Annotated in this window: 12 protein-coding genes; 8 read left to right on the top strand and 4 right to left on the bottom strand. The window is 40.5% G+C overall.

The features are described from left to right. The 3 genes from IM456_RS01385 to IM456_RS01375 form a co-directional block, all read right to left on the bottom strand. The coding region (locus tag IM456_RS01385; RefSeq protein WP_502845907.1) for an IS1/IS1595 family N-terminal zinc-binding domain-containing protein at window positions 1–106 on the bottom strand (106 nt) is incomplete at its 3' end. Between the two features lie 78 nt (window positions 107–184). Then, window positions 185–901 (bottom strand): ImmA/IrrE family metallo-endopeptidase, encoded by a 717-nt coding sequence (locus IM456_RS01380; RefSeq protein ID WP_149987044.1) that lies wholly within the window; start codon window positions 899–901, stop codon window positions 185–187. A gap of 5 nt (window positions 902–906) precedes the next feature. Then, complete coding sequence (locus tag IM456_RS01375; protein ID WP_149987045.1) at window positions 907–1,263, bottom strand: helix-turn-helix domain-containing protein; 357 nt, start codon at window positions 1,261–1,263, stop codon at window positions 907–909. 195 nt (window positions 1,264–1,458) lie between these two features. Here IM456_RS01375 and IM456_RS01370 point away from each other — a divergent pair, with 195 nt between their 5' ends. The 6 genes from IM456_RS01370 (at window position 1,459) to IM456_RS01345 (ending at window position 9,136) form a co-directional block, all read left to right on the top strand. Next, window positions 1,459–2,250, top strand: a complete 792-nt coding sequence (locus IM456_RS01370) for a PD-(D/E)XK nuclease family protein (RefSeq protein WP_287705272.1) — start codon at window positions 1,459–1,461, stop codon at window positions 2,248–2,250. A gap of 3 nt (window positions 2,251–2,253) precedes the next feature. Beyond that, a complete protein-coding gene (locus IM456_RS01365; RefSeq protein WP_287692445.1) occupies window positions 2,254–4,497 on the top strand; it encodes a Piwi domain-containing protein in 2,244 nt (747 codons plus the stop codon). Continuing rightward, a complete protein-coding gene (locus IM456_RS01360; RefSeq protein ID WP_287692443.1) occupies window positions 4,479–4,733 on the top strand; it encodes a hypothetical protein in 255 nt (84 codons plus the stop codon). The genes IM456_RS01365 and IM456_RS01360 overlap by 19 nt, the downstream gene beginning before the upstream one ends. 127 nt (window positions 4,734–4,860) lie before the next feature. After that, window positions 4,861–7,230 carry a glycogen debranching protein gene (locus IM456_RS01355; RefSeq protein ID WP_287692441.1) on the top strand — a complete coding sequence of 790 codons (2,370 nt, stop codon included), beginning with the start codon at window positions 4,861–4,863 and terminating at the stop codon, window positions 7,228–7,230. Window positions 7,231–7,408: 178 nt separating this feature from the next. Continuing rightward, window positions 7,409–8,059: a TVP38/TMEM64 family protein gene (locus IM456_RS01350; RefSeq protein ID WP_149974560.1), complete on the top strand. Its 651-nt coding sequence runs from the start codon at window positions 7,409–7,411 to the stop codon at window positions 8,057–8,059. Between the two features lie 69 nt (window positions 8,060–8,128). Continuing rightward, window positions 8,129–9,136 carry a DnaJ C-terminal domain-containing protein gene (locus tag IM456_RS01345; protein WP_287692440.1) on the top strand — a complete coding sequence of 336 codons (1,008 nt, stop codon included), beginning with the start codon at window positions 8,129–8,131 and terminating at the stop codon, window positions 9,134–9,136. Window positions 9,137–9,371: 235 nt separating this feature from the next. On the opposite strand, the gene IM456_RS01340 is transcribed toward IM456_RS01345, so the two are convergent. Further along, window positions 9,372–9,716: a hypothetical protein gene (locus tag IM456_RS01340; RefSeq protein ID WP_002738818.1), complete on the bottom strand. Its 345-nt coding sequence runs from the start codon at window positions 9,714–9,716 to the stop codon at window positions 9,372–9,374. A gap of 461 nt (window positions 9,717–10,177) precedes the next feature. Here IM456_RS01340 and IM456_RS01335 point away from each other — a divergent pair, with 461 nt between their 5' ends. Then, the gene (locus IM456_RS01335; protein WP_287692438.1) at window positions 10,178–10,612 is read left to right on the top strand and encodes a hypothetical protein; all 435 of its coding nucleotides are present in this window, start codon (window positions 10,178–10,180) and stop codon (window positions 10,610–10,612) included. Window positions 10,613–10,751: 139 nt separating this feature from the next. Next, window positions 10,752–12,688 (top strand): tetratricopeptide repeat protein (locus IM456_RS01330; RefSeq protein WP_287692437.1); only part of this gene is annotated, 1,937 nt, incomplete at its 3' end.

The following is a 12,688-nucleotide window of genomic DNA, read 5'->3' as shown; positions in this document are numbered from 1 at the left end:
AGTTATCTATAAATTGACGACCACAGTTTACACAAATGTGATTCTGTTTGCCTTTCTTATGACCATTTTTACGGATATGGGTCGATTTACACTCTGGACATTGCATTTAGGATTTCCTCAATTCATACCTCTATTATGCAAGGCCAAAAAGGACTGCGATGGAATTATTAGCATCATTGGCTGTTTAAGGTTTATTCGATCGCTCACTATCGGAGCGATCGATTTTTTGGGGGGGGTATCTCTTGGGAAAATTACTGCCCCGATAAATTACTTTTTTATCGACTTTAATCCAATGGAGACTTTCTAAACGACTTCTAAGATTAGTAATAGTTACTCCCAACTCGTCGGCGATCGCATACAGATGTCCCCATTTAGTCAAGTCACGTCCCTTGATGGCTTTCTCTAACTCACTCATCGCCATTAGTAAACAACTGGCAAAATATTGTGCTTGCCATTCAATTCTTTGGCTAGAATCAACTGTCCGACACAGAAAAGGTTGAATTGTCTCTAGGGAATCTCCCTGATTGATTCGATCCAAAAAGTTAGAGACAGCTGTTTGATTAATATGAAGGACAAAATGACCAATTTCATGGGCTAAACTCGAATTTTTAAAACCTTCTTTTGCTAGGGATGAATTTTGAGAATCTTTTAAGAATTTTACATCTTCATTAAGAATAATTTTCTTTTCTGTGGGAATAATCATTGCGGCGATTTCTCCCTCTTTATCTGGCTTTATATCCGTCCATTCAATAGCCAAATCAAAATGATCGGCCGCCGCTTCCGCAATATCACAATTTTTTAAGGGACGACGACGATGAGCTTTTACTTTCTTAAGAATATTGTCTGCCTGAGCTTCAATCACTGCTTTGGGAATAAAACTATAAGGTTTAATAATATCCAAGATATTTACTCCTCTGGTTCTAATTTTGTCGCCTCAGAAATGACTTTTTTAGCAAAATTGGGATTGTCTTTCATGCGACGCAATAAAATCGGCATTTGTTGGTATTTTTGAACTAATTCTTTGAAGACTTTTTGATCATCTGAACTAAGTCGTCCCGCCAATTCTCCTAATTTTTGAGCATTTAATTTTAAATGAGTCGCTAAGGACTCAATAACTTGCTGACTAGGAGGATAACCCGCATGATCATTTTCTAGCTTCGATAGATAGGTATAGTCTACCCCGATCAACTTAGCTAGTTCTCTCTGACTATATTCCTCCTCTCGACGAGCTTTGCGGATAACCTGTCCAAATGTTTCTGACACTGCTTTTCTCTCAATCGCTCAAAAAAATTATATCAAGGGTTGACTATTTAATTCAACATAAGCTAAAGTTAGTTCATTGGCGTTGATTATTTTAGTCAACACAAGAGCAAACACTGCCGTATCATCCTAGCATTTTCCTGACTGAGGGAAAAAATCGTGTCCTGCCAGTTTCCCAAAAAGCCTTGGTATCCTCCGATGAGCTATAGTCTTTGGCGATCGCTAAAACCAGCGATTGGCTATGAGAATCGCCATTGTCAGACAAAACGGGGGTTTGAAAAAGCGCGAAACAAAGAACCAGAAGTCCAAAGATTACTATCACAAGATAATCAGTCGCAAAAAATTGGTAAGTTGGCACAACGAGGAGTTTTTGAGTTTCATCAAGAGTCGGTGAGATTAACCGGTCCTGATGGGGTGGAACAAGTCGCAGAAATCCTGCAATTAAATCAAGAATCGCCAGAAATTCAAGCCAGGGTTTTAGTAATTTTAAACAATTACTATCAACAACCAATTTTATTGAATAAAGAGATTATTAATTTATCTAGAGGCGATGAAGGTTATCCAGAACCTATTGTTATCGAGCAAGGTAACTATCGGTTTAATTTGTCCGCTGCCTTTGATTGTATTTTTAGAGAAGCCGATGACACTATACATATTTTAGATTTCAAAACTGGTCAATCTAATTTTGATCGTCGTCAGGCTCATGTTTATTTACTGGCGGCTAGTTACCGTTATCCTCGGGAAAAAATTGTCGCTTCTTTTTACAACTTAGAAACCCAAACAAGCTCAGAAAAAATATTCCTGTCTTCAGAGGCAATAGAAGCAGTTAAAATCGAACTAGCTTTCCTGTCCAAAAAACATCAGCAACAACTACAAAAATATAAAGATTACCCCGAAGATTTTTATCATATTTTCCCGCCCAAAAGTGGCTATGTCTGTTGTTATTGTCCTTTTACATCGATTTGTGATTATGCAAATAAGGAGGTTTAGATCATGAATTATACAGCAGCTAACACAGCCAAATCTCCGATTTTTTTGAGTGAAATTAGTTCCTTAACTCTCAAGAATAGTTGTTTAAATTGTTTTCAGCTTAATCATCAAGTTACTAGAAAAATAGGTAATCGTTTTAGTTGGCAATTCAGTCATAAGTTTCCTGCTGTGGTGGTTATTTTTGAAGATAATTGTTTTTGGGTATTAGCTAAAGATGAAAAATCTATTCCTTCTCTACAACAGTGGAAAGAAGCTTTATCAGATATTCAAGAGGTTTTACGAGAAGATATTGGCGATCACTATTATTCTATTCATTGGCTAAAAGACTTTCAGATAACACCTTTAGTTACAGCACAATTAGCAGTTAGAATTCTGAAAATATTTGGTAAATTTTCCGATCCAATAGTTTTTCCCAAAGATAGTCAGATAAGTAAAAACCAAGTACAGGTAAGGAGAGAAGTTGATTTTTGGGCAGAAATCATCAATGACACCGATCCGGCTATTTGTTTAACTGTTGAAAGTAGTATTGTCTATAGTGGAGATTTAGAACAATTTTATGAAAATCACCCCTATAGACAAGATGCAGCTAAATTATTAGTAGGTTTAAAGGTTAAAGATATAGAAACCAATGGGATAGCTAAAATTATTAAAATAGCGGGTACAATTGGGGACAAAAGAGAGTATCTATTAACAAAAGCCACGGGTTCAATTAGTCGAAGAAAATTAGAAGAAGCTCATCGGGAGCAACCAGTGGTTGCGGTACAATTTGGCAAAAATCCCCAGGAGTATATTTATGCCTTAGCAGCTTTAAAACCCTGTATGACAGATAAGGATGAGAGTTTTTTTCAAGTCAATTACGGAGAGTTATTAAAGAAAACAAAAATCTTCTATGCTGAACGACAAAAACTATTAAAGTTGTATAAACAGGAAGCACAAAAGACTTTAAATAACTTTGGGTTTCAGTTAAAAGAAAGAAGTATTAACAGCCAAGAATACCCCGAAGTCTTTTGGACTCCTTCTATTTCTCTTGACCAAACTCCCATCTTATTTGGTAAGGGAGAAAGGGGAGAAAAAAGAGAAACTCTCAAAGGATTATCGAAGGGTGGTGTATATAAACGTCATCGAGAATATGAGGATCCTGCTCGTAAAATTCGTTTAGCTATTCTCAAACCAGATAGTTTTAAAGTGGGAGATTTTAGAGAACAATTAGAAAAGCGATTAAAACTTTATAAATTTGAGACTATTTTGCCACCAGAGAATCAAATAAATTTTTCTGTTGAAGGTGAAGGTTCTGAAAAAAGAGCTAGACTGGAAGAAGCAGTTGATCAATTAATTCGAGGAGAAATTCCTGTAGATATTGCTTTAGTATTTCTTCCTCAATCTGATCGCAATGCTGATAATACTGAAGAAGGGAGTTTATATTCGTGGATTAAAAAAAAGTTTCTGGATCGTGGAGTTATAACTCAAATGATTTATGAAAAGACTTTAAATAATAAGAGCAACTATAATAATATTCTCTATCAAGTTGTCCCCGGAATCCTAGCCAAATTAGGAAATTTACCCTATGTCCTTGCTGAACCTCTAGAAATTGCCGATTATTTTATTGGTTTAGATGTGGGAAGGATTCCTAAAAAAAATCTTCCGGGGAGTCTCAATGTTTGTGCAAGTGTGCGACTATATGGAAAACAGGGAGAATTTGTTCGCTGTCGGGTAGAAGATAGTTTAACCGAGGGAGAAGAAATTCCTCAACGTATTCTGGAAAATTTTTTACCGCAAGCTGAACTAAAAAATCAGACAGTTCTCATTTACAGAGATGGTAAATTTCAAGGAAAAGAGGTTGACAATTTACTGGCAAGAGCTAGAGCAATTAATGCTAAATTTATTCTCGTAGAATGTTACAAAACTGGCATTCCTAGACTTTATAATCTTCAGCAAAAGCAGATAAATGCTCCCTCCAAAGGATTAGCTTTAGCTTTATCAAATCGGGAAGTTATCCTGATAACTTCCCAAATTTCTGAACAAATTGGTGTTCCTCGTCCCTTGCGATTAAAAGTTCATGAATTAGGAGAGCAAGTAAATTTAAAACAGTTAGTTGACACTACGTTAAAATTAACTTTACTTCACTATGGTTCTCTCAAAGACCCCCGTTTACCTATTCCTTTGTATGGAGCGGATGCTATTGCTTATCGACGCTTACAAGGAATTTGTCCTAGTTTATTAGAAGATGATTGTCAATTCTGGCTTTAGAGAGGAAAATTATCGATAATTCCCCTAGCAATCTACACCATCTAGAAAAATTAGTCAGTGATTTAGTTAACCAAATTAGTTTACTGACGGCAGAAAATCGAGCCATTAAAGAAAGATTAGCCTATCTTGAATGGGACTTACACGAGAAAATGGTTGTTTACAAGCCGAAAATTTATCTCTACGTCAAATGGTTGACTACTGCTCCGAAGAATATAATTCTCTTGAGGATTCTCTAAGATAATTACTATAGCAGTTACTAGGAATTGCACAGCCGTTTTTTTTGGTGAGCAAGCTTTAGATTTTTTTCTTATTTCTTTGAGCGAAAAATGTCTATCATCAAAGGCGATATTATCCCGCCAATTTATGTTACCAGCGATCGGTCAAAATCATCCCCAATCTGGTAATTATGCCCCCCTAGATAGCCATCTCTGGGCCGATGCCACCTATCCCCTCGGGGCGCATTATCGGGGCGATAGTGTCACCTTTGCCGTCTATTCTAAAAATGCCAGTCAGATTCTTCTGGAAATCTACGATCGCCCGACGGGAGAAAACGCTAAGTATGATTACTGGTTGACAAAAAACCCAAATGATGATATGTGGCGGGCAAAAATCGCCGGTATTGCCCAGGGCAGTTACTACGCTTTTCGCTGTTGGGGTCCCAATTGGCAATTTGATCAAAAATGGCAAAGAGGCCACAGTAACGCCGGTTTTCGGGCAGATGTGGACGATTTCGGCCATCGTTTTAACCCCAATAAAGTCCTCTTCGATCCCTACGCGCGAGAACTTTCCCACGACCTTGAAACCCTGGCCATGATCGCGGCTGGAGAAAATGCGGGAATGTATGCCACGGGAGAAGGGGACTACAAAGGAGTGATCCGGCGGCAATACGATACGGGCAAATGGTCGCCCAAAGGCATTGTTATCGGCCCGGATGGGACTTATACCGGGATTCGTCCCCGTCTGGGTGCCGAAAAAGCGATCATTTATGAGTCCCATGTGCGCGGTTTAAGCAATCACCCCTCCGCTAGTCGTTTAGAAGATATTCTCAAGGGAATTAGGGGTTTTGAGGAAGTGGCTAACGTTCCCGACCAGTACAGAGGAACTTATGCGGGAGCCGGCTATATGGCCAAATACCTGAAAGCGCTAGGATTTACCACGATCGAACTCTTACCAGTCCAAGAAACCGCTAACGATAATAACCCCGACGATCGCCCCGGCGGTAATTATTGGGGTTACATGACCTTTGGTTATTTCGCCCCCGATCGCCGTTATGCTTATGATCGCTCCCCCGGTGGACCCACCAGAGAATTTAAGGCCATGGTCAAAGCTTTCCACGACCAAGGTATGGAAGTTTATCTCGATGTGGTCTATAATCACACGGGAGAAGGGGGCAATTGGGGCGGCAACGATGTCACCCGATTTGTTAGTTTTGGTGGTTTTGATGTGGTGGAATACTATCAACTCACCGATGAACATTATCTAGTCGATGGGGCCACGGGCTGCGGAAATCAATTAAACTTTTCCCATATTGTCACCTGTAATCTCGTCCTTGATTCCCTCACCTATTGGTTAGAAGAAATGGGAGTTGATGGTTTTCGTTTTGATCTGGCCCCCGTCCTCGGTCGAACTCCTTCTAGTCATCAACGACAAGATCGGCGCAAACAAAAACAATTCTTCCCCAAACATCCTTTGTTAGAAAAGATCGAGAAATTAGGCAAAAAATACGATGCCGAAATGATCGCCGAAGCTTGGGATGGCTGGGGTTACGAAGTGGGGAATTTCCCGGCGGGTTGGGGCGAGTGGAATGACCGTTATCGCGATGCAATCCGGCGTTTTTTAAAGGGGGATGGTAATACTTTTAAATTCATCGAACAGGTGAACGGCGATTATCACAATTTTAACGACCAAGGCGGACCGGAAAAATCGATCGATTTTATTGTTGCCCACGATGGTTTTACCCTGATGGATTTGGTCAGTTATAACAATAAAAATAACCTCACTCCCTGGCCCTTTGGTCCTTCCGATGGCGGCAATAATAATAACGATTCTTGGGATTCTGGGGGTGATCAGGCCTTACGTCGCCAAAGATTACGCAACTTTTGGACGATTCAATTTTTATCTCGCGGTGTGCCGATGACTGTCTGGGGCGATGAATTTGGCCGCAGCCAAAATGGTAATAATAATCCCTACAATATTGATAGTGTGGCCACTTGGAATAATTATGATATGATTGCCACCCGTTCACCCCATCTACTGCCCACGGGTTATCGGGAAGCTTATCACAATAATTTTGGCACGGGAACTAATCAAGAAGAACGCAATCCTTTATTTATTTTTGCCGCTTATATTGCTCACTTAAGACAGAATCATATAGCACTCAAACAGCACCGCTACGGTGATATGGTTCTCGATGGGGGCAATAATGTCACCTATTTATTTAAGAAACCCAATGGGGTTAGCGATTTAACTGCCGATGATCGCTGTATTTGGTTTTTAATTGATGGTAGTGCCGTCGGCGATCACGATTTTTTGGTGTTAATTAATATGTATCATCTGCCAGTGGATTTTCGTCTTCCCCCGTCATCCAATAATTATCGTTGGCTAAGAATTATTGACACGGCCGCTTGGGCAGAAACCGATTATAATTGTTGGTCTGTGGATCAAGGGACAGTAATTGCCGATAACTATAAAGTCAATGGTTTTTCGATCGTGGTTTGCGAGGAGATTAACTGAACTACCCACACCGATATCGGGGGTAATTTGGGGACAGATAGGGCAGCCCGCTAATATTGAGATCGAGATCGAGATCGATCCTATGCCGATTTCTGCTATATTTTTGGCAATAGGGAAATATAGACCCCGGCTGCATCTTATGTTTTGCAACCCGAACTTAGCCCAAAATTGCCGTTAAATGTCTAAAACTAAAAGTAGTGTTATTATCCTAACCATAATTTGTATTATCGCCACAGCGATCGGAGTTTATCTGATCGGTGGTATCGACTCCCAACAATTACAGATCTGGTTAAAACAAATGGGAATTATGGCCCCCATTTTGTATATTATTCTCTATACGATCGGGACAATTTTAATCCTGCCTTCTACCCCCTTAAACCTCAGTGGTGGGGCCATCTTTGGGGTAGTTATGGGAACAGTTTGGACAACGATCGCCGCTTTGGTGGCCGCTATAGTTGCCTTTGCTTTTACCCGTACTATCGGCCGGGAATATACCGCCAAAAAATTTCAGGGAAAATGGCAAGCGATCGATGCAGAAATGCAGCAAGGCGGCCTATTTTATATGTTTGCTATCCGTCTATTACCGATTATTCCCTACGGTATCGTTAACTTTGTTGCGGGATTAACTTCTATCCGTTTTCGCGATTATTTCATCGGTACTTTATTAGGCACTGTCCCCGGAATTTTACCCTTTGTCATGATGGGTGCGGGTTTAAAATCTTTGGGAAAAGGCGATATATTGCCCCTAATGGTGGCTTTTACCCTCATTGCTCTGTTAGTAGGTGTGGGAACTTGGTATCGTCGTCGTCGGCAATTTCCCTTTCAGTGATCACGATAAAATTAAGTTAGATTAGGAATATCCCGACTGAATCCTCATTGCTAAGGAGATAGCGTATCGATGCCTGCCGCAGATTATAAAGATTATTATGCCGTTCTGGGAGTAGGTAAAACTGCCAGCGCCGAAGAAATTAAAAAAGCTTTTCGCAAATTAGCCGTCAAATATCACCCCGATCGCAATCCTAACAATAAAAGCGCCGAAGAACGTTTTAAAGAAATTAGCGAAGCTTACGAAGTCCTCTCCGATAGCGAAAAACGCCAAAAATACGATCAATTTGGACAATATTGGCAACAGGCTGGGCGATCAAATTGGCCGGGTGGTAGTCCGGGGGTTGACTTCGGTTCGGCTGGTTTTGACTTTAGCCAGTACAGCACCTTTGATGATTTTATCAATGAACTGCTCGGTCGCATGGGCAGCCCCGGCGGTACTCGCCCCCGTTCCCATTCCTACGGTACTCCAGGGGGAGGATTTGGCGATTTTAGCAATTTTAACGACTTTGCCGGCGCTCGTACTCCACCGCAAGCTGTCACTTCCGGCATCTCCACCGCTAAACTGCGTCTGACTTTTGCGGAAGCTTTACGAGGAGTACAAAAACGGGTTAATTTAGCCGGAGAAATGATCGATATCAAAATCCCCCCAGGAACTAAAACCGGTAATCGTCTCCGGGTACGGGGTAAAGGACTAATCGATCCCTTGAGTAAACAACGGGGAGATCTATTTCTCGATGTGGAATTAGAACCCCATCCTTTCTTTGCTTTTGAAGGCGATAATTTAACCTGTGAAGTGCCGATTACTCCCGATGAGGCGGTTTTAGGCACAGCAATCGAAGTTCCTACCCCCGATGGCATGGTGACGGTAAAAGTTCCCGCCGGTATTCGTTCCGGTCAATCCCTGCGCTTACGAGGCAAAGGTTGGATCGATAATAAAGGACAACGCGGCGATCAATTAGTCAAAATTGTCATCGATACTCCCAAAGAATTAACGGCGATCGAACGGGAATTATACGAGAAAATTAAATCTCAGCGTACCACCGATCCCCGTCGTCATCTCAGACAGGTGCAAATTTAGTCCCTATATCTTAATAGTGAGGTACGAAGTAAAAGGTAGTAAAACGTAGGGTGCGTTAGACGGCAAAAATTGCTGCTTTGAATTGAAGGTAACAATCCGTCGTAACGCACCACCTATCATCAACTAAGTAGTAAAACGTAGGGTGCGTTAGACGGCCAAAATTGCTGCTTTGAATTGAAGGTAACAATCCGTCGTAACGCACCACCTATCATCTGTCTCTGGAGTTTATCCTTGGCTAGAATTTAACCTTACTAGCCAACCAATTAGTGATTAATTTGGGGCTATTTTTCTTCACCCAATAGAGAGCATAAATTCTGAAGATAGGCTTAGAAAAACGAGCGATCGCTTTCATGATAAAATTTAAGTGACGACTATGAAACTTTTTATTAATTAAATTTAACGAACCCACATCGTAAAGACAGTCGATGATAATTCTAAAAGTCGTTTCCTCTCTTTGGAATAAACTATCTATTAACAATAGCACTTCCTGAATCCTTTGCTGTTTAAGCTGTTCTTCTTCGGAAACAGCCGAGAGAATCTGCTGCTGCTTAGATAATTTACTATCCGATGGGGTTAACATGATATGGTAAGGAAAAAATTAACTTGTTTTGATTTTATCCCTATTTGCCGATTTTGCAAGACCAACCCCCCCATCTATCCCCGTTTTTACAATAACACGGATATTTCCTCTCCCATGCCGTCTTGACTGTGATTGCTGTGATTGTGTCATGGACTATGACTGATTATTGATAAAAGGTTGCTGAATACAATATAATCATAGTATTCATTCAATCATTTCAATCACAGTTTAGACTGATGCTGTGATTGTGTCATGGACTGTGATTGATTAAGAAAAATAGGGCAGAATAAAATTATGAAAGCTAAAATGAGGGCTGAATCATGAATGATCCCTTAACCACAAGTTTACTTTAGCAGTACGGGAATTTACCACTGAAGCAATCTCTAAAATCCCTATATTGTGGCAAAAAATCAAAACCCAATAATATAATAAACTCAACCCTCATCACCCCTATTTTATCTATGGACCCCCTTACAGGAGCAGCGATCGCAGTTGGTTCGATTATTGCCACTAAAGCGTTAGAGAAAACCGGTGAAAAAGTGGGAGAGAAAGTTTGGCAACAAACAGGAAAATTTCTCACTTCCCTGAAACAAGTTTCTCCAGATACTGTCACCGCAATTGAAAAAGCACCCGAACAGCCTTTAGATTATGGACAGGCAATTCTGGAGGTGGAATCTGTTGCTAAAACCAGTCCCGAATTAAGCCAAATTATAACCGAGTTGGTTGACATTGTAGAAGCCGAACCTTTACCTAATTTAAAGGATATTCTTAACAATATTGCTAAGGGTTTGCAATCTCAATCCTCTGGACAAAAAACCTATATCAAAACTATTGAAAAAATTGTTAATTTTTCTCAAAGGGACATTAATATTAATGAACAAAATATCACCATGTAATGTCTTGGGTGCGTGCAATACACCCCGACGGAACCGAAAAAAATGCCATTGTAGGGGCGAATTGCGTTCGCCCTTCCCCTTTTAATGTGTTAATATTGTATAAGTAAATATTTTTTTATCACAGCATTATGTTAACAATATGGATCAAAAAATAGTCAATTATGCTCAAGGCAATATCAATATTGACAAGCAAAATATTTATAATTATCCGCCTAACCAAGAGCCTCCTCAACCCAATCCTCACAATTTATCTAATAGTAATATCCCTAAATTTGTTGGTAGGGATCAGGAATTAATTGACTTAAAAAAGCAATTACAACAATCCCAAAAGCTTGCTATATCTACCTTAACGGGAATGGGAGGCATAGGTAAAACCGAACTAGCCAGACAGTTTGGCTGGCAACAATGGCGGGAAAAAGCCTATCCCGGGGGGATATGTTGGTTAAATGTGGCAGAGAGTGACGGCGGTTTTATCGGTACTTCTATTTTAGATTTTGCGCGGGTACATCTCAAATTAACTTTACCGGATGAGGGAGAATTAGACGTAAAAATTCGTTATTGTTGGCAAAACTGGTTAGCGGGAAATGTCCTAATTATTTTTGATGATGTGCGGGATTATCAGCAAATTAGGGATTATTTACCACCGCAAGAAGACAAACGCTTTCAGGTTTTAATTACCACTCGCAAGGAATATTTATCAGCGACAATTGCGACTTTTCGGGTAGAAGTATTAAAAGAAAAAGATGCACTTGATTTATTGCGTTCCTACCTTAAAGACAACAGAATTGACACACAAATCGAGGCAGCTAAATTATTATGTCAGGATTTAGGTTATTTACCCTTGGCGTTAGAATTGGTGGCAAGGTTGCTGGTACGACGACAGGATTGGAAAATTAGCAAAATACGGGAGAAATTAGCCGAAAAAGGCTTAGATGAGCCAATTTTAGCCAAAAATCCCAAGTTTGATACAGAAATGACTGCGGAAAGAGGGTTAAAAGCTGCCTTTAATCTCAGTTGGGAGGAGTTGCATAGCGAACCAGAAGCGCAAATTTTGGCACTTTACCTCAGTTTATTCGCTCTTGCGCCCTTTCCCAAGGGAATGATTCTGGATTTATTTCCCGATGAGGATGGGGATACAGTGGAGGAATGGTTAACCGATAGTTTAGTTCACCTGAGTTTAGTTCAGGATAAGGGTGAGGGTTGGTATGAAATTCATCCCCTGTTGCGTCGCTACTTTCGGGATAAGTTAGAAGCATCACCCCACGCAGAACCAGCAAAACGCCGTTATTGTGGGATTATGGCCAAAAAATCGGCAGAAATGCCACAGGATACGACTGTAGAAATCGTTGAAGAATTTAAACCTTTCCTTCTCCATCTACAAACATCTGTCGGGGAATATTCCCAATATATCGCTGATGAGGATTTAGGTTGGTCCTATACGGGTTTAGCTCGTTATTATGAAGGACAAGGATTGTATGCTATTGCTGAACCTTACTGTCAAGCTTGTTTAACCGCAACTCGAACCCACTTAGGAGACAATCATCCCGATGTGGCAACTTCCCTCAACAATTTAGCAGAATTGTACCGTTCCCAAGGCAGGTACACAGAAGCGGAACCTCTCTATCTAGAAGCATTAGATTTGAGAAAACGACTCTTAGGAGACAATCATCCCGATGTGGCACAATCCCTCAACAATTTAGCATACTTGTACCAATCCCAAGGCAGGTACACAGAAGCGGAACCTCTCTATCTAGAAGCATTAGATTTGTATAAACAACTCTTAGGAGACAATCATCCCGATGTGGCAACTTCCCTCAACAATTTAGCATACTTGTACCAATCCCAAGGCAGGTACACAGAAGCGGAACCTCTCTATCTAGAAGCATTAGATTTGTGTAAACGACTCTTAGGAGACAATCATCCCCATGTGGCAAATTCCCTCAACAATTTAGCAGGATTGTACTATTCCCAAGGCAGGTACGAAGAAGCGGAACCTCTCTATCTAGAAGCTTTAGATTTGAGAAAACGACTCTTAGGAGACAATCATCCCGATGTGGCAACTTCCCTCAACAATTT

Source organism: Microcystis sp. M079S1 (assembly GCF_020246425.1).
Lineage (GTDB): Bacteria > Cyanobacteriota > Cyanobacteriia > Cyanobacteriales > Microcystaceae > Microcystis > Microcystis aeruginosa.
Note: the sequence above shows the minus strand (reverse complement) of the source record. Positions and strands in the feature narration are given on the sequence as shown.